21 protein-coding genes and 1 pseudogene are annotated in these 24,906 nt (G+C 49.6%); 16 read left to right on the forward strand and 6 right to left on the reverse strand.

From position 1 onward, the window contains the following. Nucleotides 1-3: 3 nt before the first annotated feature. Nucleotides 4-891: a PfkB family carbohydrate kinase gene (locus ACX9GV_RS01940; protein WP_473196849.1), complete on the reverse strand. Its 888-nt coding sequence runs from the start codon at nt 889-891 to the stop codon at nt 4-6. 209 nt (nt 892-1,100) lie between these two features. Here ACX9GV_RS01940 and yihU point away from each other — a divergent pair, with 209 nt between their 5' ends. The 6 genes from yihU (at nt 1,101) to ACX9GV_RS01970 (ending at nt 7,235) form a co-directional block, all read left to right on the forward strand. Further along, complete coding sequence (gene yihU / locus ACX9GV_RS01945) at nt 1,101-1,994, forward strand: sulfolactaldehyde 3-reductase (RefSeq protein ID WP_473196850.1); 894 nt, start codon at nt 1,101-1,103, stop codon at nt 1,992-1,994. A 534-nt stretch (nt 1,995-2,528) separates the two neighbouring features. Continuing rightward, nucleotides 2,529-3,389, forward strand: coding sequence for a class II fructose-bisphosphate aldolase (locus ACX9GV_RS01950; protein WP_473196851.1), 861 nt, complete (start codon nt 2,529-2,531; stop codon nt 3,387-3,389). A gap of 212 nt (nt 3,390-3,601) precedes the next feature. Further along, on the forward strand, nt 3,602-4,222 hold the full coding sequence (locus tag ACX9GV_RS01955) for a TRAP transporter small permease (RefSeq protein ID WP_473196852.1): 621 nt from the start codon (nt 3,602-3,604) through the stop codon (nt 4,220-4,222). A 13-nt stretch (nt 4,223-4,235) separates the two neighbouring features. Then, nucleotides 4,236-5,525, forward strand: coding sequence for a TRAP transporter large permease (locus tag ACX9GV_RS01960; RefSeq protein ID WP_473196853.1), 1,290 nt, complete (start codon nt 4,236-4,238; stop codon nt 5,523-5,525). 116 nt (nt 5,526-5,641) lie between these two features. Beyond that, nucleotides 5,642-5,911 (forward strand): PTS sugar transporter subunit IIB, encoded by a 270-nt coding sequence (locus tag ACX9GV_RS01965; protein WP_023492867.1) that lies wholly within the window; start codon nt 5,642-5,644, stop codon nt 5,909-5,911. Between the two features lie 73 nt (nt 5,912-5,984). Next, nucleotides 5,985-7,235, forward strand: a complete 1,251-nt coding sequence (locus tag ACX9GV_RS01970; protein ID WP_473196854.1) for an AGE family epimerase/isomerase — start codon at nt 5,985-5,987, stop codon at nt 7,233-7,235. An 86-nt stretch (nt 7,236-7,321) separates the two neighbouring features. Here ACX9GV_RS01970 and ACX9GV_RS01975 read toward each other — a convergent pair. After that, nucleotides 7,322-7,699, reverse strand: a pseudogene (locus ACX9GV_RS01975) (IS66 family transposase); the annotation flags it as partial. A gap of 177 nt (nt 7,700-7,876) precedes the next feature. Between ACX9GV_RS01975 and prfC the strand changes: the two are divergent. The 7 genes from prfC (at nt 7,877) to deoD (ending at nt 15,972) form a co-directional block, all read left to right on the forward strand. Then, nucleotides 7,877-9,466 (forward strand): peptide chain release factor 3, encoded by a 1,590-nt coding sequence (gene prfC / locus ACX9GV_RS01980; RefSeq protein WP_473196855.1) that lies wholly within the window; start codon nt 7,877-7,879, stop codon nt 9,464-9,466. A gap of 72 nt (nt 9,467-9,538) precedes the next feature. After that, nucleotides 9,539-10,318, forward strand: a complete 780-nt coding sequence (locus tag ACX9GV_RS01985) for a TatD family hydrolase (RefSeq protein ID WP_473196856.1) — start codon at nt 9,539-9,541, stop codon at nt 10,316-10,318. A 258-nt stretch (nt 10,319-10,576) separates the two neighbouring features. Then, nucleotides 10,577-11,842, forward strand: coding sequence for a NupC/NupG family nucleoside CNT transporter (locus tag ACX9GV_RS01990; RefSeq protein ID WP_473197953.1), 1,266 nt, complete (start codon nt 10,577-10,579; stop codon nt 11,840-11,842). Between the two features lie 505 nt (nt 11,843-12,347). Further along, nucleotides 12,348-12,524, forward strand: a complete 177-nt coding sequence (locus tag ACX9GV_RS01995; RefSeq protein ID WP_473196857.1) for a hypothetical protein — start codon at nt 12,348-12,350, stop codon at nt 12,522-12,524. Between the two features lie 24 nt (nt 12,525-12,548). Next, nucleotides 12,549-13,871, forward strand: a complete 1,323-nt coding sequence (gene deoA / locus ACX9GV_RS02000) for a thymidine phosphorylase (protein ID WP_473196858.1) — start codon at nt 12,549-12,551, stop codon at nt 13,869-13,871. A 68-nt stretch (nt 13,872-13,939) separates the two neighbouring features. Then, nucleotides 13,940-15,163 carry a phosphopentomutase gene (deoB, locus tag ACX9GV_RS02005; RefSeq protein WP_473196859.1) on the forward strand — a complete coding sequence of 408 codons (1,224 nt, stop codon included), beginning with the start codon at nt 13,940-13,942 and terminating at the stop codon, nt 15,161-15,163. A gap of 77 nt (nt 15,164-15,240) precedes the next feature. Beyond that, a complete protein-coding gene (deoD, locus tag ACX9GV_RS02010) occupies nt 15,241-15,972 on the forward strand; it encodes a purine-nucleoside phosphorylase (protein WP_473196860.1) in 732 nt (243 codons plus the stop codon). A 56-nt stretch (nt 15,973-16,028) separates the two neighbouring features. Here deoD and ACX9GV_RS02015 read toward each other — a convergent pair whose 3' ends face one another. Beyond that, the gene (locus ACX9GV_RS02015; RefSeq protein WP_473196861.1) at nt 16,029-16,703 is read right to left on the reverse strand and encodes a YtjB family periplasmic protein; all 675 of its coding nucleotides are present in this window, start codon (nt 16,701-16,703) and stop codon (nt 16,029-16,031) included. Nucleotides 16,704-16,838: 135 nt separating this feature from the next. On the opposite strand from ACX9GV_RS02015, the gene serB reads away from it, so the two are divergent. The 3 genes from serB (at nt 16,839) to nadR (ending at nt 20,702) form a co-directional block, all read left to right on the forward strand. Beyond that, nucleotides 16,839-17,816, forward strand: coding sequence for a phosphoserine phosphatase (gene serB, locus ACX9GV_RS02020; RefSeq protein WP_473197954.1), 978 nt, complete (start codon nt 16,839-16,841; stop codon nt 17,814-17,816). A 3-nt stretch (nt 17,817-17,819) separates the two neighbouring features. Then, on the forward strand, nt 17,820-19,205 hold the full coding sequence (gene radA, locus ACX9GV_RS02025) for a DNA repair protein RadA (RefSeq protein WP_473196862.1): 1,386 nt from the start codon (nt 17,820-17,822) through the stop codon (nt 19,203-19,205). Nucleotides 19,206-19,436: 231 nt separating this feature from the next. After that, on the forward strand, nt 19,437-20,702 hold the full coding sequence (nadR, locus tag ACX9GV_RS02030) for a multifunctional transcriptional regulator/nicotinamide-nucleotide adenylyltransferase/ribosylnicotinamide kinase NadR (protein WP_473197955.1): 1,266 nt from the start codon (nt 19,437-19,439) through the stop codon (nt 20,700-20,702). Nucleotides 20,703-20,906: 204 nt separating this feature from the next. Here nadR and ACX9GV_RS02035 read toward each other — a convergent pair whose 3' ends face one another. From ACX9GV_RS02035 to ACX9GV_RS02045, 3 genes are all read right to left on the reverse strand, one after another. Next, nucleotides 20,907-21,908 (reverse strand): zinc-binding alcohol dehydrogenase family protein, encoded by a 1,002-nt coding sequence (locus tag ACX9GV_RS02035; RefSeq protein WP_473196863.1) that lies wholly within the window; start codon nt 21,906-21,908, stop codon nt 20,907-20,909. Between the two features lie 154 nt (nt 21,909-22,062). Continuing rightward, nucleotides 22,063-23,730: an energy-dependent translational throttle protein EttA gene (gene ettA / locus ACX9GV_RS02040; RefSeq protein ID WP_023489430.1), complete on the reverse strand. Its 1,668-nt coding sequence runs from the start codon at nt 23,728-23,730 to the stop codon at nt 22,063-22,065. A 283-nt stretch (nt 23,731-24,013) separates the two neighbouring features. Continuing rightward, complete coding sequence (locus ACX9GV_RS02045; protein WP_473196864.1) at nt 24,014-24,787, reverse strand: class I SAM-dependent methyltransferase; 774 nt, start codon at nt 24,785-24,787, stop codon at nt 24,014-24,016. Between the last annotated feature and the right edge of the window lie 119 nt (nt 24,788-24,906).

A 24,906-nucleotide genomic window follows, 5' to 3' on the forward strand; every position in this document is an offset into this window, starting at 1 on the left:
TGTTTACTTTTGTAGTTTTTGGTCCACTTCTGATCTAGCCGGGATCCCATCTCGACCGCCTCTTTTAGTACATTTTAACGCTGCCACTAGGTTTGAGAAAGCAATCGCCTCACGGCTTTGTTTCGATTCTGCGACCGCAACCGCTAAAGCACCATGAAAAACATCGCCTGCACCAGTAGTGTCCACAACATCTACTTTGATTACTGGCTCATGATAAATTTCGTCACCTTCTAGCCAGTAGCAGCCCTGTGAACCTACTGTAACATAAACTTTACCATCTGTTTGTTTTTTAGCAACTTTTAGACCTTCAATTGGGTCACTGCAACCAGTGAATTTTTCAAGGCCAGGCTCAGAGAACGCCACATGATCGGCTAGTTTCACAAGCTCGTAAATTGGATCTGGTGCTAGGTCAGCGTCAAGAACAGAAGGGATGTTGAACTTTTTCGCTTGTTCTAAAGCGTACTTCGCACCTTCTGGCCAACGTACGTCAGTCAGAATAGTTTCATATTGTGAAAAGTCGATATGTTCAATTTGCTTTGGATCGCGGCTGAGTGATTGATCTTGGTAATTTATGATCATTCGCTCACCTTCATCATCCACAAGAACTGTGGAGAAAGCAGAAGAAGCGCCGGTCACATGAACTGCTTTATCGACGTTAACACCGTAACTGGCAAGCTCTGATAACATGGTATCTGCCACGCCATCTTGACCAACACGCCCGATGAAATCTACTTGGTGCCCCATCTTGGCAACCGCGATAGCCGCTGTCGCAGCAGGTCCGCCACCCACTTCAAAGTAGTCTTTTGCTACGTATTTACCGCCTGTTGTTGGCAAAGTGGCGACACGTTGAATACGGTCAAGTACCGCAATACCTAAACATGCAATTGTCATAACTCTAATCTCTATGTGTTTACTTTTTGGAGTGCGATTTCGCAAATTGATGTCTGCAGTATATTCACATCTGTAGTTTTAACTAGGACTACAATCACAAAACGACCAAAGTAAACAAAAAACAACAAAATGTGACATTGATTATGGTTGCAATGTCATTTTATGTTTATATTTGTCTCAAGTTAATCGCTAACGTGAAGGAAAGAACAATGTCTACTATTGGATTTATTGGTTTGGGTCAAATGGGTACGCCCATGGCGCTCAATTTAATCAAGGGCGGCCACTCAGTAAAAGTTTTTGACATCAACCAAGATGCAGTCCAGCAGCTAGTTGAACAAGGCGCTACAGCAGCGACATCACCTGCTAATGCGGCATTAGATTCAGAATTCGTTATCACTATGCTGCCAAACGGCACGCTGGTTAAAAATGTAATCTTAGGTGAGAACGGTGTTACCACGGCACTAGACAAAAATTCGCTACTTATCGACATGTCGACCATCCACCCGCTTGAAACGGATAGCTTAATCAAACAGATGTCAGAGCTTGGTTTCTCAATGATGGAAGCTCCGGTTGGCCGTACTTCTGAGCATGCTGTACGCGGTGAGCTTCTTATCATGGCAGGTGGTACGAAAGAGCAGATAGAGCGCGCTAAGCCACTGTTCGATTGTATGGGCAATGAAACCGTTGACTGTGGCGGAGCAGGTAAAGGCATTCGCGTTAAGATCATCAACAACTACATGAGTATTGCTCTAAACGCTTTGTCTGCAGAAGCGGCAACCTTGTCTGAGGCAATTGGTCTAGATTGGGAAACGTCAATGAAAGTGATGAGCGGTACACCTGCAGGTAAAGGACACTTTACAACCACGTGGCCAGGTAAGGTGCTAGCGGGCGATTTATCCCCAGTATTTATGGTAGACCTAGCGCATAAAGATTTAGGCATTGCACTGGATCTTGCTAACCAAGTTAAGGTTCCAATGCCTTGTGGCGCAGCGGCTCGAGAAATGTACAACCTAACTCGTGCGGCGGGTCGTGGTCGTCAAGACTGGACTGCTGTACTAGAACAACTTCGCGTCAGTTCAGGTCTTGAGCCAAAAGTGAAATAAAAACTGATCGTTAATTGGTTTATCTGAGGTGAAGGTTAAGCAACATTTTCTGACATTTTGGTATGGAATTTGTTGATTATTGTTCCTTCTAACTATCAATTTCTCATTGCTTTAAATGTATGGTTTTTCGGTTCTTTTGACTAAGAAGGGCCATAAGTACGCAAGGTATCTTCACGGTCAAAATGAAGAGCTACGTTGTCGAAATCATGAATGTTGATAAGTGGTCGATTGCTGTTTGGCCTCTAACTCAAAAGGAGTGGGCGTTATTTTGCGGTTGTTGATTTCACCTAAAATATCTCATTTAAACAGTGAGTTATATGTAGGTGGCAAACGACAAGATGACAATAGATTGAGTTCTAGCAGAAATTTATGCTTATTGAGTGTTTTGTGACTCCGTGTACATTTATGGTAATGAATGTCATTAAAGTGACAGAAAGTGTTATCCATCTAACAGAAATTGACAACTTGAATTGGTAACTTCTGTCTTAACAAAATCAAAGTCGATGAGACTAAAAAATATTACGAGGAAATAAAATGGCTTACGTATCTGGTAACACAATGATTAACGAAGCGTGGAAAAATGGTTATGCAATCGGTGCTTTCACAGCTCACAACCTAGAAACGATCAAAGCAATACTATTAGCGGCCCAAGAAGAGCAAGCGCCAATCATAATTCAAATTGGTCAAAAAGCAATTAACGAAATGGGCATGAAGCCACTTCGTACTGCGATTGACTCATTAATCGAATACCACCAAATCACTGTTCCAGTGTGTGTTCACTTAGACCACAGCCGTAAGTTTGAGCAATGCATGCAAGCTGCGACATGTAACTTCCAATCTCTTATGTTCGATGGTTCAGCGCTAGATTTCGAAGAGAACGTACGTATTACGAAAGCAGTTGTCGGCGTAGCTAACGCGCTAGGTCTAGGTGCTGAAGGTGAGATCGGTAAGATCGGTGGCACAGAAGATGACATCACAGTTGATGAAAAAGACGCGATGATCACCACAGTTGCTGAAGCTCTGGATTTCTCCGAGCGCACGGGCGTTCACTATCTTGCAGTTTCAATCGGTACTGCACACGGTCTTTACAGAACAACCCCACAACTGAAATTTGACCGTCTATCAGAAATCAAAGAAGCAGTTCAAAAACCAGTCGTTCTTCACGGTGGTTCAGGTGTGCCAGATGAGCAAGTTATCGAAGCGGTGAAACGCGGTGTAGCGAAGATCAACGTTGATACCGAACTACGCCAAGGCTTCATTGAGGGATTACAAGCTCACTGGAAAGCAAACGCAAAAGACTACGTACTTGCAGACGCAATGAATACTGGTATTGCATCAATGAAAGAAGTGGTTCGCCACAAAATCCGCCTGTTTGGTTCAAACGGCAAAGCGTAATTTAACAATAAATATAATAAAACAGGGTGCTATTTACCTCTGCACCCATTTTTCCGAAAGGCCTATACCCAAAATACTTTGAATTGCTTGAAGACGGCAAGCGATGGAATCCCTAGAAGCATAGCCAACTATGTGACTAGGGTCACAGAGCACAGCTAACACCCAAGCGGTTTGAAGAAACAGGAAGGGTATATAAAAATAATGGTGATTCTATGTTACGTACATTAGAAAAAGCATTGAATACGGTAACGACCCCTGTGGCAAAAGTACTGCGCGCAGTCGCTGGTATTTTATTGCTAGTAATGACAGTGGCGGTTGTTTTCCAAGTACTCTGTCGTTACGTATTTAATGAGCCTTTAAGCTGGACAGACGAAGCTGCACGATTCTTGATGATCTACATGACTTATCTATGCCTGCCGTTCGTGTACTTGGCCGACAAAAACATCGCAATGACTTTCGTCACTGAAATTGTTGAGAAGAAGTCTCCTCGTATGTTTGCATTGTTAGGTTTAGTTGCTCATATTTCGGCGATTCTTGTTTTTTCGGTTTGGATTAAATTTGGCTGGAACTTCTTTAACACAGGTTCGGTAATGGCCGACAGCTTGCCAATTCCAATGTATGTAATCTACATCATTCCGCCAGTAATGATGGCAGTCACCATGGTCTATGCACTGCAGAAAATTATTCAATGTCTTCGTGGCATATTAGGCGACTTTACTGATGTCTCTCTAACTCAAGCAACGGTTGCACTATACGAGCCATCAGCAATTAAAGACACAAGTTCTGAAGCGGAAAAGAAAGACGAAAAAGTCGAACCTGCAGTAGCATCTTAAGAGGGCGTTAAAAATGGTTTCTCCAATTTTTATAATTTATTTCTTAGTACTGCTTATTGTCGGTGTACCAGTACTATTTACATTGGGTTTATCTCCAATGATTACGCTGTTCCAAAACGACCAAATGTTGTTTGCGAACATGCTCTACCAGCGTCTTTATTCTGGTTTAGATAGCTTCCTACTACTTGCTTTGCCATTTTTCATGCTAGCGGGTGAGTGTATGACCGCTGGTGGTATCACACCACGTATCGTCGCGTTTGCTCAAACCATGGTTCAGCATCTACGTGGTGGTTTAGGTCATGTAGTTATCCTTGCTGCAACAATATTTGGCGCACTTACCGGCTCTGCGGTAGCGGCGACGTCAGCGATCGGCGGCATGCTTATCCCGGAGATGCAAAAGTATAAATACGATACGGGTTACGCTGCAGCGCTAACGGCTGCGGCTACAGTTCTGGGCAATATCATTCCTCCATCAGGAATAATGCTAATTTACGCATTCGTAATGAATACTTCTGTAGCTGCAATGTTTTTAGCGGGTGTGGCGCCAGGCCTTATTCTCTGCATCGGTTTGATGATCGTAAATCGATTCCAAATTACAAAATATCCCGACGTACAGCCTATGGAACGTGCGCCTGCTATGGAACGCCGTCAAGCATTACGTCTTGCTATCGTACCACTAATGACACCAGTCATTATTCTTGGTGGTATCTACGGCGGTATCTTTACTCCTACGGAAGCAGCCGCAGTAGCAGTGGCATACGCAATCGTAGTATCGCTATACATCATCAAAGCAACCAACGTTAAGGCTACATACGCTATATTTGCAAAAGTTGCAGTAAACGCAGCATCGATTCTGATTATCGTAGCAGCAGCAAGTGGTTTTGCGTCACTCATCAGTCTATCTGGTGTGTCGACTATGGTTGCTAACTTTATGAATGGTATTACTGAGAACCCTTACTTACTGTTTGCAATTATCAACGTACTGCTTTTCATCATTGGTATGTTCTTAGATGCGGGTCCTGCAATCCTAATCTTTGCTCCGATTTTTGCACCAATTATGACAGCAGCGGGTATCGACCCAGTTCACTTCGGTGTGGTTATGTGTGCAAACCTTTCAATCGGTTTGGCAACACCGCCAATGGGTCTAGTATTGTTCGTAGCATCAGGTGTATCGAAAGTATCTGTATCTGAAATCTCTAAGAAAATCATTCCATTCCTAATCGTAGAAATGGCAATTATCTTCCTGATTTCATTCTTCCCATCATTGGTAATCGGTCTACCTCAACTGGCTGGCATCATGTAGTCAATTGAGTAAACGCGGCACGTAAAAGGTGCGGCTTCTAGACAACAAATGTAGCTACACACTATTTCACTAAGCATCAAAGAGTCTTTGGTTCTTCGTTATAAGAGAGAAAGTCGATGATTAACGATAAAGGCAACTTACAGGCTAAGGCGCAAAAAATCCTTAAAGCAATGGGCGGTATTGAGAACATCGTTGCTGGCAGAATCGACAACTGCGCAACACGCCTACGTATTCAGGTTAAAGATTTAGAAATTATCAACGAAGGTTTACTGCGTCGCCAAGGTGCACTCGGGTTTATCCGTTTACCGGACAACAAGATTCAAGTGGTGTTCTTTGATGTGCACAACCTGGCTGAAGAAATTCGAACTCAAGTCGCGAACGGATAATTCAAAACAAGCAAATCGCCGCTTAAGTTAAATACCCAAATTAAATGGATATAAGAAATAATAGGAAACAAATATGAAGTGGATTAACACCAAATCTCACACCTCTTGGTTAGATACTGAAACAGATCGTATCTTTGAATTCGGCCGTCGTTCAGTTGTTCCTAACGGATTTGGTTGGGTGGGTAACAACGGTAACATTCGTGAAGAGATGGGCACTCGTCTTTGGATCACTGCACGCATGCTACACTGTTACGCACTTGCTGCACACATGGGGCGTCCAGGCGCGTATGACCTAGTAGAGCACGGGATTGCTGCTCTTGAAGGTCCACTAAAAGACCACACTTATGGTGGTTGGTACGCGACAATCGATAACTCAGGCGATGGTATCGTTGACTCATCTAAACAAGGCTATCAACACGCATTCGTACTATTAGGTGCGGCAAGTGCGGTTACAACGGGGCACCCACGTGCTCACGCTCTACTTGATGAAGCGATTACCGTGTACGAAAAACACTTCTGGGTTGAAGAGAAGCAGATGTGTTACGAGTCGTGGGATCAAACGTGGACTGAAACGGAAGATTACCGTGGTGGTAACATGGCAATGCACTCTGTGGAGGCATTCCTAATCGTTTACGATGTAACCAAAGATAAGAAGTGGCTAGATCGCGCTCTAAACATCACTGAGTTCATGATCAACAAAACAGCGAAGAGCCTAAGCTACCGTGTAAACGAACACTTTGATGCTAACTGGAATCCACTTCCAGACTACAACAAAGAAACCCCAGCAAGTCACTTCCGCGCCTACGGCGGTACACCGGGTCACTGGATTGAGTGGGGCCGTTTAATCTGTCACCTACGTGCAACGCTATTAGAAATCGGTGCAGATTGCCCAGAATGGTTGCTAGAAGATGCAATTGGTCTGTTTGATGCCACTGTACGTGATGCATGGCACGTAGATGGCGCACCGGGCTTCGTTTACTCAGTTGACTGGGACGGTAAGCCAGTTGTACGTCAGCGTATTCGTTGGGCTCCTGTTGAAGCGATTGGTACTGCTTACGCACTATACGCAGTGACAGGCGAGAAGAAATACGAAGATTGGTACCGCACATGGTGGGACTACTGCCGTACTTACCTAATCGACTACGAAGGTTGTTCATGGTGGCAAGAGCTTGATGTAAATAACCAAGCAGGTACAAGCGTAGTATGGGATGGTAAACAAGATATTTACCACTTAATGCACTGTCTAGTCATTCCTCGCTTGCCACTAACTCCGGGCTTAGCGCCTGCGCTTGCTTCTGGTCTACTAGACGTAAACCTTAAGTAATCATGGTTAGTTAAAAAATGCCTCGTGCAGTTCTAATGTATGTTGGAGCTGCACGTTTTTATTATATTCATAAGCTTTATACCCAATCAGTCGACATTCCACGGTAACAGTGCTTCTATCTTGTCCACCGTATCCGCTTCACCAATGCGTTCCAGCACATGTTGGATATAGGCCGCAGGTTCCAGCTTGTTGGCTTCCGCTGTTTCTATCAGTGAATAGCAGCAGGCAATGGCTCGGGCCCCTTGCGAACTGTCGGCAAACAACCACGCTTTTCTGCCCACCGCAAACGGCCGTATCGCATTTTCAGCCAGTGCATTGCTCATATTCAGGTAACCGTGTTCACAATAGCCGACCAGCGATGTCCAGTGATTCAACGTGTACTCCATCGCCTGGCGTGTCAGCGAACCTTTCATCAGTGAGCCAACATTCTGCTCCAGCCAAGTCTTGAATAGATTGAGTACTGGCGCACGCTGAGACTAAATGGTAACCGATTAGACAACCATTGATTGTTTATAAAGTCATGATCAGCGAAAATAGCCGCCAATTACGATTAACACGACGGATTTGACAAGCGAAGAACTGAAAAGAGAGTACTTCCAAAAGTGTGTACAAATCCGTGTACAAACTAAAAGAATTTATATATGGCAAACCAAGATTTTCTTAATGAAATCAACAAAAGAAGAACCTTCGCCATCATTTCGCACCCTGATGCCGGTAAAACCACCATTACTGAAAAAGTACTGTTATTCGGGCAGGCTATCCAGACCGCCGGTACGGTAAAAGGCCGTGGTTCCAATCAGCATGCCAAATCAGACTGGATGGAGATGGAAAAGCAGCGTGGTATTTCGATTACCACCTCGGTGATGCAGTTTCCTTACCAGGATTGCCTGGTTAACCTGCTGGATACCCCAGGGCACGAAGACTTCTCCGAAGATACTTACCGCACGCTGACCGCCGTGGACTGCTGCCTGATGGTGATCGACTCGGCAAAAGGGGTGGAAGACCGGACGCGTAAACTGATGGAAGTAACCCGTCTGCGTGATACGCCGATCCTCACCTTTATGAACAAACTGGACCGTGATATTCGTGATCCGATGGAAGTGATGGATGAAGTGGAGCGCGAGTTGAAAATCGCTTGCTCACCCATTACTTGGCCCATCGGCTGCGGTAAGTTGTTTAAAGGGGTTTATCATCTGTATAAAGATGAAACTTATCTCTATCAGAGTGGTAAAGGCCATACCATTCAGGAAGTGCGCATTGTGAAAGGGTTGAATAACCCGGATCTGGATGCAGCGGTGGGTGAAGACCTGGCCGCCCAGTTGCGTGACGAACTGGAACTGGTACAAGGGGCGTCCCACGAGTTTGATCAGCAAGCCTTCCTGGCAGGTGAACTGACCCCAGTATTTTTTGGTACTGCGCTGGGTAACTTTGGTGTTGACCATATGCTTGATGGGTTGGTGGCTTGGGCGCCCGCACCGATGCCACGTAAAACTGACACCCGCGAAGTGGTGGCCGCAGAAGAGAAATTCACCGGGTTTGTGTTCAAAATCCAGGCCAATATGGACCCTAAACACCGTGACCGTGTGGCATTTATGCGCGTGGTATCAGGCCGTTATGAGAAGGGCATGAAACTACGCCAGGTACGTATTGGCAAAGACGTGGTGATCTCTGATGCTCTGACGTTTATGGCAGGTGACCGCTCCCACGTTGAAGAAGCCTACCCTGGCGATATTATTGGCCTGCATAACCACGGTACCATTCAGATTGGCGACACCTTTACCCAAGGTGAAGATATGAAGTTCACCGGCATTCCGAACTTTGCCCCTGAACTGTTCCGCCGTATCCGTTTGCGTGACCCACTGAAGCAGAAACAACTGCTGAAAGGGTTGGTGCAACTCTCGGAAGAGGGGGCAGTCCAGGTGTTCCGCCCCATTGCCAACAACGATTTGATCGTGGGGGCGGTTGGGGTGTTGCAGTTTGATGTGGTGGTTGCCCGCCTGAAAAGCGAATACAACGTGGAAGCGCTGTATGAGTCGGTGAACGTCTCCACGGCCCGTTGGGTAGAGTGTGATGACGTGAAGAAATTTGAAGAGTTCAAGCGTAAGAGTGAGCTGAACCTAGCGTTGGATGGCGGTGAAAATCTGGCCTATATTGCCCCCACCATGGTAAACCTCAACCTAACGCAGGAGCGTTATCCCGAAGTGCTGTTCCGCAAAACGCGGGAACACTAAGTCGTTCTCAGTGCCCGTCGCCATAGATTAAAGGCGGCGGGGTAAAGATCTTACTCTAATAGAGGGTGTGCTGTGAGCTACATTTTTACAGATACCCATTGTCACTTTGACTTTCCCCCTTTTAGTGGTGATGAACCCGCTAGTCTGCTTCGGGCTGCTCAAGCGGGCGTGCGGCAGATTATTGTGCCAGCGGTCACCGCTGAAAATTTTGCCCGTGTTCTACAGTTAGCCGCTGACCATACCCCGTTATTTGCTGCATTGGGCCTACACCCGTTGTATATCGCCGAGCATCAGGATCAACAGCTGGAGCAACTGGCGGGTTTACTGGCCACCAAGCCCGCCAAATTGGTGGCGGTGGGGGAGGCGGGTTTGGATCTGTTTATGGCCAACCCACAGTTTATGCGGCAACAAGCGTTGTTCAAGGCGCAACTTAAGTTAGCCAAACAGTACGATCTGCCGATGATTTTGCATTCCCGCCGTAGCCATGATCAACTGGCAGCGGCCCTACGCCGGTGCGATGTTCCCCGTGGTGGGGTGGTGCATGGTTTTGCTGGTAGTTTGGCGCAGGCCGAGGCGTTTGTTGGCTTGGGTTATTACATCGGTGTTGGGGGCACCATCAGCTACCCGCGCGCGCAGAAAACCCGTAGCGTGGTGGCTCAGTTGCCACTGAGTTGTCTACTGCTGGAAACGGACGCACCAGATATGCCATTAGCTGGTTACCAAGGGCAAGCAAACCGGCCAGAGCGGGTGCTGGAGGTGTTTCAGGCTCTTTGCCAACTTCGGCCAGAACCGCCAGATGAAATAGCTGAACATCTCCAGCAGAACGCCTGTTCCCTGTTTGCATTGAATTAACGGCGCTTCTTGCGATTGAGGTTGACTCATATGGCAGTCAATCCCCAGCAGGCGACATGTTTACCGCTAAAAACGTGCTATCCATCACATTATGTGGCATTGGTTTACCTCAAGTTGTATATGTTTGTGACATAAATCGAGTCTTGCGGTGGTTGGCCCAGTATAATTGCGCAGGTTATCACCCTTAGGCTATTCGTTATATTGAACGGTACTGAGGGTTTCTTTTTCGCAACAGGGGTATTTTCCATGCAACTCATCATGAGCCTGGTCGGTATGATGGTACTGATCGCCATTGCTGTGCTGCTTTCCAGCAACAGACGCGCCATCAATCTGCGTACTGTGCTCGGTGCTTTTATTATTCAAGTCGCTATTGGGGCGCTGGTTCTTTATGTCCCGGTGGGGCAGCAAATTCTTGGCGGTATGTCGTCAGGGGTGGCCAATGTCATCGCCTACGGTAATCAAGGGGTCAATTTTATCTTTGGCGGCCTGGTTTCCGACAAAATGTTTGAAGTCTTTGGTGGTGGCGGTTTTGTCTTTGCATTACGTGTGCTGCCAGTGATTGTGTTTTTCTCTTCGCTGATTGCGGTGCTCTATTATCTGGGGATTATGCAGTTGGTGATTAAGGTCCTCGGTGGTGGTTTGCAGAAATTGCTGGGCACTTCGCGTACTGAATCATTGTCAGCCACTGCCAATATCTTTGTGGGTCAGACCGAAGCCCCATTGGTGGTGCGCCCCTATATTGCCACCATGACCCAGTCTGAGCTGTTTGCCGTGATGTGCGGTGGTTTGGCTTCGGTAGCGGGTTCGGTATTGGCAGGATACGCCCAAATGGGGGTACCGCTGGAGTATCTGATTGCGGCTTCGTTTATGGCAGCACCGGGTGGATTACTGTTTGCCAAGCTGATGGTGCCGGAAACGGAAAAAACCCGTGATCAAGATGATGCCATGAAGTTGATCGCTGCTGAGGATCGCCCAGCCAACGTGATTGATGCCGCCGCTTCAGGGGCTGCATCCGGTATGCAACTGGCGCTCAATGTTGGGGCGATGTTGTTGGCCTTTGTTGCGTTGATCGCATTACTCAACGGTATCTTGGGGGGCGTTGGTGGTTGGTTTAACTATCCACAGCTCTCGTTGGAGTTGATCCTGGGTTGGATTTTCTCCCCACTGGCTTACCTGATTGGTGTGCCGTGGCATGAAGCGATGACGGCGGGTTCATTTATTGGTCAAAAAGTCGTGGTTAACGAATTCGTAGCCTTTATGAACTTTGGTGCTTACCTGCGTCCAGATGACGTGGTGGCAGCAGCAGGGTTACAGGTATTGTCACCTCATACCAAGGCGATTATCTCGTTTGCCTTGTGTGGTTTTGCCAACCTCTCTTCCGTTGCCATTCTGCTCGGTGGTCTGGGTAGCATGGCCCCTAACCGCCGCCATGATATTGCCCGTTTCGGCTTGAAAGCCGTGGCAGCGGGGACGCTTTCCAACCTGATGAGTGCCACTATTGCCGGGTTCTTCTTGGCTTTGTAACGACGAACAGCAAGGCATCAGGTTATCGATAAGGGCAGGCCTGCGGGTCTGCCCTTATGTTTCAGAAGGTCTGGGTGTTTAATGATGATATCTGATGCGACCTAGTTACAACGTGAATTCCCAGAGCGGATAACATCATTTTACGTGATAAAAGTCACAAAAATTTATGTTATATTGCAATTCGTTTTACTGTGTTGTGATGTTAATCACTAATGGCCTGGCGTTATCATGTTCAAATAGTACGACAGGCTATTCAATATTGAAGGGCTATACCCAAGCTTATTCAAGTTTGCAGGTAGGCGGCAATCGAATGAATCCCTAGGAGCATAGCTAACTATGTGACTAGGGTGATTGAGAGCAGCCAACAACCCTGCAGTTTGAAGGGCGCCGGGTATATACGCGGTGAGAAGGATCTCAGTTGCCGCCGTGGGACACTCATCTCATGCGCTATCTTCAAGGAACCAAGTCCGCTCGCCAACACCAAAGTGATAAGTTGGAGAGTTTTATGACTGAATTAACCACCTCAGTGCTATCTGCGCTGAATTTACTCGCGTGCAACCAAGATGACACCAACAGCAACGTGTTGGCCTGTTGTCGCCAAATGGGCAGCCAGGCAGGTTACCCTGCAGCAATCGGCATTTCCCCCGTGTTTCCCTCAGTCAGCTTGAATAGCCCTGAATAAATGCCTTTTTAATAGGAGGATGCCTTGTTCCTGGCACAAGAAATAATCCGTAAAAAACGTGATGGTCAGCCACTGAGCGAAGCGGAGATCCGCTTTTTCATTAATGGGATCCGTGACAATGTGGTTTCCGAAGGGCAGATTGCCGCACTGGCAATGACTATCTACTTTCACGATATGACTATGGCAGAGCGTGTGGCGCTAACCATGGCAATGCGTGATTCCGGCACCGTGCTGGACTGGCAAGATTTATCCCTCAATGGCCCGGTTATAGATAAGCACTCCACTGGTGGGGTGGGGGATGTGACCTCATTGATGCTTGGCCCAATGGTGGCTGCCTGTGGCGGTTATGTACCGATGATCTCCGGCCGTGGTCTGGGGCATACTGGCGGTACACTGGATAAACTGGAATCCATCCCGGGTTTTAATATTTTCCCTGATGACCCGCAATTCCGCAAAATCATCAAGCAAGTGGGGGTGGCGATTATCGGCCAGACCAGTTCGTTGGCTCCGGCGGACAAACGTTTCTATGCCACCCGCGATATCACTGCCACCGTTGACTCAATTCCGCTGATTACTGCCTCTATTCTGGCGAAAAAACTGGCGGAAGGGCTCGACGCTTTGGTGATGGATGTTAAGGTGGGTTCCGGGGCCTTTATGCCGACCTATCAACTTTCAGCCGATTTGGCGCAGGCGATTGTTGCCGTGGCCAATGGTGCCGGTTGCAAAACCAGCGCATTGTTGACGGATATGAGCCAGGTGTTGGCCTCCAGTGCCGGTAATGCCTTGGAAGTGCGGGAAGCGGTGCGTTTCCTGACTGGGGAATACCGTAATCCACGCTTGTTGGACGTTACCATGGCGCTGTGCGTGGAAATGCTGCTCTCTGGTGGCCTGGCGCGCGATGAGGCAGATGCCCGGGATAAATTGCAGACGGTGTTGGATAATGGTCAGGCTGCGGAACGCTTTGGCCGTATGGTGGCCGCGCAGCAAGGGCCGGTCGATTTTGTTGAGCGCTACCAACACTATCTGCCGGAGGCGACACTCAGTAAGCCGGTTTATGCTGAACAGCCAGGAATCATTACCGCTATGGATACCCGGGCGTTAGGTATGGCGGTGGTTGCTCTGGGGGGCGGTCGCACTCGCGCGGCTGACAGTATTGACTATAGTGTTGGCTTGACGGATATGGTTCGCTTAGGAATGTGTGTGGATAACCAGCAGCCGTTAGCGGTGATCCACGCCAACGATGAACAGAGCTGGCAACAGGCCGCAGATGCGCTACGTAATGCGATAGTCTTGGGTGATCAAGCCCCAGAGGTGACACCGGTGGTGTACCAGCGCATCGCTCAATAATTTATATCAGTTGCAGCCAATACTGTTGCAGCCGAAATAACCAAGTGTGAAAGCACGCAGGAGAGATAATGAAGCGTACATTTATAATGGTATTAGACTCATTCGGCATTGGTGCCAGCGAAGATGCCGAGCGTTTTGGCGATCAAGGCTCTGATACTTTGGGCCATATTGCTGCTGCTTGTGCGCGTGGTGAAGCCAATGTGGGTCGTAGTGGCCCGTTGACGTTGCCAAATTTGAGCCGTTTGGGGCTAGGTAAGGCGGCAGAAGAGTCTAGCGGCCACTTCCCTGTGGGGTTGGATAACCATGCCGAGATTATTGGCGCCTATGGTTATGCCAGTGAGCTCTCATCGGGCAAGGATACGCCTTCTGGGCATTGGGAGATCGCCGGTGTGCCGGTACTGTTCGAGTGGGGATACTTTTCTGATCACCAGAATAGCTTCCCGCAGGCCCTGCTGGATAAGCTGGTTGCCCGGGCTAATCTGCCGGGTTACCTCGGCAACTGTCACTCTTCCGGTACGGTGATCCTTGATCAACTGGGTGAAGAACATATGAAGACCGGCAAGCCGATTTTCTACACTTCTGCAGACTCGGTATTTCAAATCGCCTGTCATGAACAGACCTTTGGCCTGGAGCGTCTCTACCAACTGTGTGAAATCGCCCGCGAAGAGCTGACGCAAGGGGGTTATAACATCGGTCGGGTGATTGCGCGGCCATTTGTCGGTGACCAACCGGGTCACTTCCAGCGTACCGGTAACCGCCATGATCTGGCTGTTGAACCCCCAGCACCGACGGTGCTGCAAAAACTGGTGGAAGAGAAGGGCGGAGAAGTGGTGTCTATTGGCAAGATTGCCGATATCTATGCCAACGTGGGGATCACCCAGAAAGTAAAAGCGACCGGCATTGACGAGTTGCTGGATGCCACCTTGGTCGAGATGGAAAAGGCCGGTGATAACACCATTGTCTTCACCAACTTTGTGGATTTTGACTCTTCTTATGGGCATCGCCGTGATGTGGCCGGTTATGCAGCAGCACTGGAACAGTTTGATCGTCGTCTGCCAGAATTACTCCAGCGGGTGACCGGGGATGACATCATTATTTTCACCGCCGACCATGGTTGTGATCCTACCTGGCCAGGTTCAGACCACACCCGTGAGAATATTCCGGTGTTGGTTTATGGCCCGCAAGTCAAACCCGGTTCATTAGGCCACCGGAAAACCTTTGCTGATATCGGCCAGACTGTTGCCGTTTATTTTGGTCTGTCGCCGATGGATTATGGTCAATCGATGCTGTAATAACGCCAACATCCGTCGTCTGGCTACCCTCTGAATGACGACGGAAATCTAACAATTTGACGTGGAAGGAAAAGAAAATGGCTACACCACATATTAATGCCGAAATGGGCGATTTTGCTGATGTTGTCCTAATGCCGGGTGACCCGTTACGGGCTAAATATATTGCAGAAAACTTTTTGGACAATGCGGTAGAAGTTAACCAGGTGCGTGGCATGCTGGGATTTACTGGCACTTATAAAGGCCGCAGAATTTCTGTTATGGGCCATGGTATGGGCATCCCTTCCTGCTCTATTTATGCCCGTGAGCTGATTGCCGAATTCGGCGTGAAGAAGATCATCCGCGTGGGTTCCTGCGGTGCGGTACGTGACGATGTTAAACTGCGTGATGTGGTGATCGGTATGGGGGCTTGTACTGACTCTAAAGTGAACCGTATGCGCTTTAAAGATCATGACTATGCGGCTATCGCCGATTTCGACATGGTGCGCAATGCCGTTGATGCCGCAGCAGCGCAGGGAATACCGGCGCGGGTAGGTAATATTTTCTCCGCTGATCTGTTTTACACCCCAGACCCAGAGATGTTCCAGGTGATGAAGAAGTACGGCATTTTGGGGGTGGAAATGGAGGCGGCAGGTATTTATGGCGTCGCAGCAGAACTCTATGAAGAGTTTGGCTGTAAAGCGCTGACTATCTGTACCGTATCCGACCATATCCTGCGTCACGAAGCGACCACCGCCGAGGAGCGCCAGACCACGTTTAACGAAATGATTGTGATTGCGTTGGAGTCGGTGTTGTTGGGGGATCAGGAATAAGATACCCACGAGTAGGGGCACACCTGCGAGTGTGCCTCATAAATTTAGGGTAGAGGTTACTTGTGGGGCTCACCCGCATTATCTTCTACCGCAGGCTCAACTGTGGCCTGTTCTTCTGCCAGCGGTGTATTGGCAGTCAGCAAGTAGGGTGACTGCTGCCAGTTGCTACGGCGCCCTTGGAGTAGTGTGTGCGCCAGAATAATGCCGATAGCCAGCGCCATCAGGATCATCAGGCGCAGCAGGTTAGTGGTGTTATCCACCTGCTTGGATTCTGTTGCCAGCGTATGGGTATCCAGCGTAACGCGAATAAAACCCAGCGGCCCCTCTTTACTCTCAATCGGTTCCACTAACTGATGGGTGAAATAGCTGCCCGCACGTTTACCATCCAGTGACAGGCGGTCACGAACATTAATCAGCTCTCCTGCTCGGACAACAAGTGAACCATCCAACTGATAGACACTGGCATCCAGAATTCGACTATGTGCGGTCAACTGCTTGAGAATGGCGTCAATATTCTGGCTATCAATATTGCTGTTATCCATTAATGGCACCAGGCTGAAAGCGACTTGCTTGGTTAGCGTTTGTGCCAATTCTTCCACCTGTTCAGATCGCGCCATTTGATTACTCAGGCTAAAATAGGAGGCGCCCTGCATTAACAACACCAGTAATACTAGGCAAATCAAGATAATAGCAGTGCGATGCAGGCGGAATTTCAGTTTAGCTTTAGCCATAAGGCTTCCTTCAACGATTGGACGCTTTATGTTGCCAGAACTGCCAACGATAGGATAGTTTTACCCACTCTCTTTCAAGTTGCTTTTTTGTGGTTTGAAGTGACGTATTGATGCGCGTTTTTTCAGGAGTAAATGATGCCAAATAGTCTGACCTATTGTGATCTTCCCGCTGAGATCTCTCAATGGCCGGGGCTACCCCTTTCGCTAAGCGGTGACGAAGTGATGCCGCTGGATTATCGTGCCGGTAATACCGGTTGGCTATTATATGGCAGAAAACTGGATAAAGCGTGTATCACGCAGTTCCAGCGCAAACTGGCCGTCCCGATGGTGATTGTCACCGCCTGGTGTGTGGAGGACTATCAGATTGTCCGTCTGGCGGGGACATTATCGACACGCGCCAAATTGCTGGCGGCGGAGAGTGGGTTAGATGTGGCACCGTTGAGCCATATTCCCCATTTGCGCACCCCGGGTTTGCTGGTGATGGATATGGATTCAACGGCCATTCAGATTGAATGCATTGATGAAATTGCCAAGCTGGCGGGGGTGGGTGAGCAGGTAGCCGAGGTGACTGAGCGTGCGATGCGGGGTGAGCTCGATTTTGCCGCCAGTTTGCGCCAGCGAGTGGGCACACTAAAAGGTGCTGATGCCAATATTCTCAAGCAGGTACGGGATGAACTGCCATTGATGCCAGGGTTGACCAGTCTGGTCCATAAACTGCAGGCGCTGGGTTGGCATGTCGCCATTGCCTCTGGCGGGTTTACCTACTATGCCGAGTACCTGCGTGACAAGTTGAAGCTGGTTGAAGTCGCGGCCAATGAGTTGGAGGTTCGTGACGGTAAATTAACCGGTGAAGTGTTAGGGACGGTGGTGGATGCGCAATATAAAGCCAATACCCTACAGGCACTGGCTGAAAAGCTGCAGATCCCGCCACAACAAACGGTGGCAATTGGTGATGGTGCCAACGACCTGAAGATGATGCAGGTTGCCGGGTTGGGCATTGCCTACCATGCCAAACCCAAGGTTTATGAGCAAGCGCAGGTGTCGATTCGCCATGCTGACCTGATGGGCGTATTTTGTGTACTCAGCGGCAGTTTGAAATTTGATTTGAGGTAACTTGTGGCAAAAGCAGCCAAACGAGCGTTTGTGTGTAATGAATGCGGCGCAGATTATCCGCGTTGGCAGGGGCAATGCAGCGCCTGTCATGCCTGGAACAGCATTACTGAGGTGCGTCTGGCTGCTGTCTCTTCTTCGGCTGCTCGCAATGATCGCTTCAGTGGTTATGCCGGGGAGACCGGGATCAGCAAAGTACAGAAGCTTTCGGACATCAGTCTGGAAGAGCTGCCGCGCTTTTCCAGTGGTTTTGTCGAGTTCGACCGCGTGTTGGGTGGGGGCGTAGTACCAGGCAGTGCGATCCTTATCGGCGGTAACCCCGGGGCCGGGAAAAGTACCTTGCTGTTGCAAGTACTGTGCAAACTTTCCCAACAGATGAAAACCCTGTATGTCACCGGTGAAGAGTCTTTGCAGCAGGTCGCGATGCGCGCTCACCGCCTTGGCCTGCCTACCGGTGGTTTGAATATGTTGTCGGAGACCAGCATTGAGCAGATCTGCCTGATTGCCGAGCAGGAACAACCCAGGCTGATGGTGATCGACTCGATTCAGGTGATGCATATGGCGGATATCCAATCATCACCGGGGAGTGTGGCGCAGGTGCGTGAAACGGCGGCTTATCTTACTCGTTTTGCCAAAACACGCGGTGTCGCCATTGTGATGGTGGGCCATGTGACCAAAGATGGTTCACTGGCTGGCCCGAAGGTGTTAGAGCACTGCATCGATTGTTCGGTACTGCTTGATGGTGACGCCGATTCCCGTTTCCGTACCTTGCGCAGCCATAAAAATCGCTTTGGTGCGGTCAATGAGCTGGGGGTGTTTGCCATGACCGAGCAGGGGCTGCGTGAAGTGAGCAATCCTTCTGCCATCTTCCTGAGCCGGGGGGATGAAGTGACCTCGGGGAGTTCGGTGATGGTGGTATGGGAAGGAACCCGACCATTGCTGGTGGAGATACAAGCGCTGGTGGACCATTCAATGATGTCTAACCCGCGCCGTGTTGCGGTGGGGCTGGAGCAGAATCGTCTGGCGATTTTGCTGGCGGTATTGCACCGCCACGGTGGTTTGCAAATGTCCGATCAGGATGTGTTCGTCAACGTGGTCGGCGGTGTCAAAGTGAGTGAAACCAGTGCTGACTTGGCGTTGTTATTGGCGTTGGTTTCCAGCTTTCGTGATCGCCCATTGCCAAATGATTTAGTGGTCTTCGGGGAAGTGGGGTTGGCAGGGGAGATCCGGCCGGTGCCAAGTGGTCAGGAACGTATTTCTGAAGCAGCCAAACATGGTTTCAAACGAGCAATAGTCCCGCACGCCAATGTACCGAAAAAACCACTGGCTAATATGCAAGTATTTGGGGTCAAGAAACTGGCGGATGCCTTGAGTATTCTGGATGAGTTTTAATAGGCCGTAATCATACCCTGTTTAGTATATTATACACGTCAGGTTTCAAGTTATTGCCATCACTCCGGCAGCTTGCAGGGTGACGGGTATATACCCAAGTTCAATGAAGTTGCAGGTAGGCGACAAGTGAGCGAGTCCCTAGGAGCATAGATAACTATGTGACTAGGGCGATCGAGTGTAGTCAACAACCCTGCAGCTTGATTGGTGACGGGGATACATGGAGAGGGAATGATGCGGCAGTTCGATTACCTGAAAGCAGCGATTAAGCAAAAGGGCTGTACCTTACAACAGGTGGCTGAAGTCAGTAATATGACCAAAGGTTATCTCAGCCAACTGTTGAACGATAAAATCAAAAGCCCGAGTGCGCAGAAACTGGAAGCGTTGCACCGTTTTCTGGGGTTGGAATTCCCGCATAGCGAAAAGAAAGTGGGGGTGGTGTTTGGTAAATTTTACCCACTGCATACCGGGCATATCTACCTGATCCAACGTGCTTGCAGCCAGGTTGATGAGCTGCATGTGATCCTGTGCCATGATGAACCCCGTGACCGAACGTTGTTTGAAAACAGTTCCATGTCACAGCAGCCGACCGTCAGTGACCGCTTACGTTGGTTATTGCAAACCTTTAAATATCAGAAAAATATCCGTATTCACTCTTTTGATGAGCAGGGGATTGAGCCTTATCCCCATGGCTGGGATGTCTGGAGCAACGGCGTAAAGCGTTTTATGGAGCAGAAGGGGATTGTGCCCGGTTTTGTCTACTCCAGTGAAGAGTTGGATGCTCCCCGTTACCGTGAATACCTGGGTATTGAAACCATCCTGGTGGACCCTGAACGTTCCTTTATGAATATCAGCGGCAGACAGATCCGTCAGGATCCGTTCCGTTATTGGGATTATATCCCCACAGAGGTCAAACCGTTCTTTGTGCGTACCGTGGCGGTACTCGGAGGAGAATCGAGCGGTAAGTCAACGCTGGTTAACAAGTTGGCGAATATCTTCAACACCACCAGTGCCTGGGAATATGGCCGCGATTATGTGTTTTCGCACCTGGGTGGTGACGAGATGGCGCTGCAGTACTCCGATTACGACAAAATAGCCCTTGGGCAAGCCCAGTATGTGGATTTTGCGGTGAAATATGCCAATAAAGTGGCGTTTATCGATACCGACTTTGTCACGACTCAGGCGTTTTGCCGGAAATATGAGGGGCGCGACCATCCCTTTGTGCAGGCGTTGATCGACGAATACCGTTTTGATCTGGTGATCCTGCTGGAAAACAACACCCCTTGGGTGGCGGATGGCTTGCGTAGCTTAGGTAACCCGGTTGACCGCAAAGAGTTTCAACATCTGCTGGAAGAGATGTTGCAAGCAAACAATATTGAATATGTTCATGTTGAATCCAGCGACTATGAAGAGCGTTTTTTGCGCTGTGTTGAACTGGTGCAGCAACTGTTAGCGGCGGATGCCAGCCGTTTGAGTGGCTCCCCTGCAATCGCACGCTAAGCATAAACCATCGGCGCAGCATGCTGCGCCTGAATGGTATGCTCGCCTCCCTAGGAGCATAGGCCACTATGTGACTAGGGTGAGAGACAAATCCGCCGGGAGCGGATTTGAACGCTGCTTGCAGCGGCCCCGATAGGGGCGAGCCTCAGGGATGAGGCGAGTAACCGCAGCCAACAACCCTGCGGTTTGATTGACGACGGGATATTAGTAAGTAATCACCAACTTGCCCAACATATGCCCCGCCAGCAATTTATGGTGCGCGGCAGTGAGTGTTTCCACCGTCAACCCAGTCACTGTTTCAGTCAGGGTGGTGGTCAATTTGCCCTCATCGAGTAACTGCGCCATCTGTTTGAGGATCTCCCCTTGTTGGGCGATATCCGGCGTGGTGAACATGCTGCGGGTAAACATAAACTCCCAATGTAACGCTGCACTTTTTGTTTTTAATGCACTCTGGTCCAGAGGCTGGCGGTTTTCCACAATGCTACAGATATGGCCTAAAGGCGCGATCAAGTTGCTGATGCTTTGCCAATGGGCATCGGTATCGTTCAGGCACAGAATATAATCCACCCGTTCAATACCGGCTTGTGCCAGATTGTTTTGCAGGTCACGATAATCCACCACCAGGTCGGCACCACGCGCTTGGCACCAGGCGATTGATTCCGGGCGTGAGGCAGTAGCAATCACCTTCACTTGGCTACGCAATGCCGCCAGGGAGATAGCCAAAGAACCAACACCACCGGCACCGCCGATAATTAACAGCGTTTTGCCTGCCTCAGCATGCTGAATATTCAGGTGTTCAAACAGCGCTTCCCAGGCGGTTAGCGCGGTGAGGGGGATAGCCGCCGCTTCTGCCCAGCTCAATTTACTCGGCTTATGGGCAGCAATGCGCGCATCAATCAATTGATAGGTGCTGTTACTACCTGGGCGGGTAATATCCCCGGCGTACCAGACTTCATCACCCGGTTTGAACCCCTCGACACCATTGCCAACGGCCACCACCACACCACTGGCATCCCAGCCGAGAATGCGTGGTTGTTGCAAACCATTTTTTTGCAGACCCGCATGGACCTTGGTATCCACCGGGTTAACAGAAACCGCTTTTACCTCTACCAGCAGGTCATACTGCCCAGGGGTAGGTTGATCGGTAGTGATCTCAATAAAGTGGGCTGGGTTGTTTGGGTCGACGGCGATAGCTTTGATTAACATAGTGCGCTCCTTCAATAAATGCCGACAGTATATACCTAGGATTTACGTCATACACTGGGCACATAGGCAGAGATATTGGGGGAAGAAACAAAAAGCCCGTGGAGTACACGGGCTGGTCATAGGCAGTGGGGCAAGATAATCGCCCCAGCAGGGGTTATTTGGTGATTTTTTTATACTTGATGCGGTGAGGCTCCAACGCATCGGCACCCAACGTACGCTTTTTATACTCTTCGTATTCGGTAAAGTTACCTTCGAAAAACTCCACCTTACCCTCATCCTGATAATCCAGAATATGAGTAGCAATACGGTCAAGGAACCAGCGGTCGTGGGAGATCACCATGGCGCAACCCGGGAATTCCAATAAGGCGTTTTCCAGTGCGCGCAGGGTTTCGATATCCAGATCGTTGGTAGGTTCGTCAAGTAGCAATACGTTACCGCCAACTTGCAACAGTTTGGCCAGATGCAGACGGCCACGCTCACCACCGGACAGCTCACCCACACGCTTGCCTTGGTCAACCCCTTTGAAGTTGAAACGGCCAACATAGGCGCGGCTTGGCATTTCAGTCGTGCCAATGCGCATAATGTCCTGCCCGCCAGAAACTTCTTCCCAAACGGTTTTGGCGTTATCCATGCTGTCACGGAACTGATCGACGGAAGCCAACTTAACGGTATCTCCCAGCACAATGGTGCCAGAATCCGGTTGTTCTTGACCGGACATCATGCGGAACAGCGTAGACTTACCGGCGCCGTTCGGGCCGATAATCCCGACGATGGCCCCTTTGGGTACCGAGAAGGAGAGGTCGTCGATCAATACGCGGTCACCGTAGGATTTACGCAACTGACTAACTTCAACCACTTTATCCCCCAGACGTGCGCCTGGTGGAATAAACAGTTCGTTAGTTTCGTTACGTTTCTGGTATTCGGTATTGTTCAGTTCTTCAAAGCGAGCCAGACGCGCTTTACCTTTAGACTGGCGGCCTTTAGCACCTTGACGCACCCACTCCAGCTCTTTCTCGATGGACTTGCGGCGTGCGGCTTCGGTAGAGGCTTCCTGCGCCAGACGCGCATCTTTCTGCTCCAGCCAGGAAGAGTAGTTGCCTTCCCATGGAATACCTTCGCCACGATCCAGCTCCAGTATCCAACCCGCCACGTTATCCAGGAAGTAGCGGTCGTGGGTAATAGCGACCACGGTCCCTTCAAAGTCGTGCAGGAAACGCTCTAGCCAAGCAACGGACTCGGCATCAAGGTGGTTGGTGGGTTCGTCCAGCAACAGCATGTCTGGCTTTTCCAGCAACAGACGGCACAAGGCGACACGACGGCGTTCACCACCGGAAAGGTTGGCGATTTTGGCATCCCACTCCGGCAGGCGTAGTGCATCGGCAGCGCGCTCAAGCTGGGCATTGAGGTTATGGCCATCATGGGCTTGAATGATCTCTTCCAGGCGACCTTGTTCGGCGGCCAGTTTATCGAAATCAGCCCCTTCCTCAGCATAAAGTGCGTACACCTCATCAAGGCGTTTTAGCGCCCCCACCACTTCTGCCAGCGCTTCTTCTACCGACTCACGAACGGTGTGCGCCATATTGAGTTGCGGCTCTTGCGGCAGATAGCCGATCTTGATACCCGGTTGTGGGCGCGCTTCCCCTTCGATATCGGTATCGATGCCCGCCATAATGCGCAGCAGGGTTGATTTACCGGAGCCGTTCAGGCCCAGCACACCAATTTTGGCCCCAGGGAAGAAACTCAAGGAAATATTTTTCAAAATATGACGCTTCGGCGGCACGACTTTGCCGACGCGGTGCATGGTATAGACGTATTGAGCCACGTTGCTCTAGCCTCTCTATCAAGTTTTTATACCCGTCACCTATGAAGCTGCAGCGGTGTTGGCTACGCTCTTTCACCCTAGTCACATAGTTATCTATGCTCCTAGGGCTTCACTCGCTTGCCGCCTACCTGCAACTCCATTGAATTTGGGTATATAGGGTGTCTTTCTGCAAGAGTGTAGCCCGTTTCATAATCAGATCCCAGACCCGACACCACGATAGGCAAATGTATATCCGTCATCAAGCAAGTTGCCGGGGCTGCAGTGGCTCGCCTTACCCATAAGGCTATCCGTTTTTGTTCACCTCAAACATCATAATATCGCTGGTAAACGAGCCATCGTCCTGGATGGCGAAATGCTGCTGTACCTCTGCGGTTACCCCTTGCTGTAGCGCCCGAATCGCCGTAACGAAATGCTCCGGGGTACGCATTCGCGCCACCCAACTGGTGAACTCCAATGGCAGGCGGTCTGAAGTGACCTGCTGCACCACCAGCCCGGCGTCAGTGAACATGCTCAGCCATTCGCCTGGTGAATAGTCGCGGACATGTGAGGTATCACGCAACACTTCTACTGTTTGCAGATAAACATCTAACAGCGGGTGCCCAGGAGAAACCACATCCATCAGGATGGCACGACCACCGGGTTTCAACACGCGCTTCACTTCACGCAGTGCCTGGCCGACATCATGCCAGTGATGCGCTGAATAACGGCTAATCACAATATCGAAGCTGGCATCGTCAAACGGCAATGATTCTGCCACCCCTTGTTGCACGCGAACGTTTGCCACCCCTTTTTCTGCGGCAGCGGTACTCACCACCGTTAACATCTGTGCCGACAAATCATAGGCCACCACTTGCGCCACTTTTTCCGCCGCAGTGAAACTGGCATGCCCAGCGCCACAGCCCAAGTCCAGCAATTGAGCGGTGTTACAGTTTTCCAGCAGGTTCGACAAACGTTGCAGATCTTTTCCTTGAGCATGTACGGCACTGTTTAAGTAGGCTTGCGCCTGTTCGCCGAATTGACGTTCCACAGCGTTCTGGTGGCTATTATTGTTGTTCATGTTGATTCCCGTTATTAGTTTGCCGTTATTCACATGGTTTTATCTTGCATGGCCTTGGTCATACGATGATGGGGGCCAAGTACCTGATGGTGATCATGACTATAATTAATTCACTATAC

This window comes from Serratia sp. 25CWL12, from assembly GCF_055790885.1.

What these genes read in the sequence shown, in the direction of transcription:
- ACX9GV_RS02015 (WP_473196861.1), bottom strand. Translation starts at nt 16,703, where the DNA reads ATGGCTAAAGCTAAACTGAAATTCCGCCTGCATCGCACTGCTATTATC.
- ACX9GV_RS01955 (WP_473196852.1), top strand. Translation starts at nt 3,602, where the DNA reads ATGTTACGTACATTAGAAAAAGCATTGAATACGGTAACGACCCCTGTG.
- ACX9GV_RS01960 (WP_473196853.1), top strand. Translation starts at nt 4,236, where the DNA reads ATGGTTTCTCCAATTTTTATAATTTATTTCTTAGTACTGCTTATTGTC.
- ACX9GV_RS02045 (WP_473196864.1), bottom strand. Translation starts at nt 24,787, where the DNA reads ATGAACAACAATAATAGCCACCAGAACGCTGTGGAACGTCAATTCGGC.
- yihU (WP_473196850.1), top strand. Translation starts at nt 1,101, where the DNA reads ATGTCTACTATTGGATTTATTGGTTTGGGTCAAATGGGTACGCCCATG.
- nadR (WP_473197955.1), top strand. Translation starts at nt 19,437, where the DNA reads ATGCGGCAGTTCGATTACCTGAAAGCAGCGATTAAGCAAAAGGGCTGT.
- ACX9GV_RS02035 (WP_473196863.1), bottom strand. Translation starts at nt 21,908, where the DNA reads ATGTTAATCAAAGCTATCGCCGTCGACCCAAACAACCCAGCCCACTTT.
- serB (WP_473197954.1), top strand. Translation starts at nt 16,839, where the DNA reads ATGCCAAATAGTCTGACCTATTGTGATCTTCCCGCTGAGATCTCTCAA.
- ACX9GV_RS01965 (WP_023492867.1), top strand. Translation starts at nt 5,642, where the DNA reads ATGATTAACGATAAAGGCAACTTACAGGCTAAGGCGCAAAAAATCCTT.
- ACX9GV_RS01940 (WP_473196849.1), bottom strand. Translation starts at nt 891, where the DNA reads ATGACAATTGCATGTTTAGGTATTGCGGTACTTGACCGTATTCAACGT.
- deoB (WP_473196859.1), top strand. Translation starts at nt 13,940, where the DNA reads ATGAAGCGTACATTTATAATGGTATTAGACTCATTCGGCATTGGTGCC.
- ACX9GV_RS01990 (WP_473197953.1), top strand. Translation starts at nt 10,577, where the DNA reads ATGAGCCTGGTCGGTATGATGGTACTGATCGCCATTGCTGTGCTGCTT.
- prfC (WP_473196855.1), top strand. Translation starts at nt 7,877, where the DNA reads ATGGCAAACCAAGATTTTCTTAATGAAATCAACAAAAGAAGAACCTTC.
- ACX9GV_RS01995 (WP_473196857.1), top strand. Translation starts at nt 12,348, where the DNA reads ATGACTGAATTAACCACCTCAGTGCTATCTGCGCTGAATTTACTCGCG.
- ACX9GV_RS01950 (WP_473196851.1), top strand. Translation starts at nt 2,529, where the DNA reads ATGGCTTACGTATCTGGTAACACAATGATTAACGAAGCGTGGAAAAAT.
- deoD (WP_473196860.1), top strand. Translation starts at nt 15,241, where the DNA reads ATGGCTACACCACATATTAATGCCGAAATGGGCGATTTTGCTGATGTT.
- ACX9GV_RS01970 (WP_473196854.1), top strand. Translation starts at nt 5,985, where the DNA reads ATGAAGTGGATTAACACCAAATCTCACACCTCTTGGTTAGATACTGAA.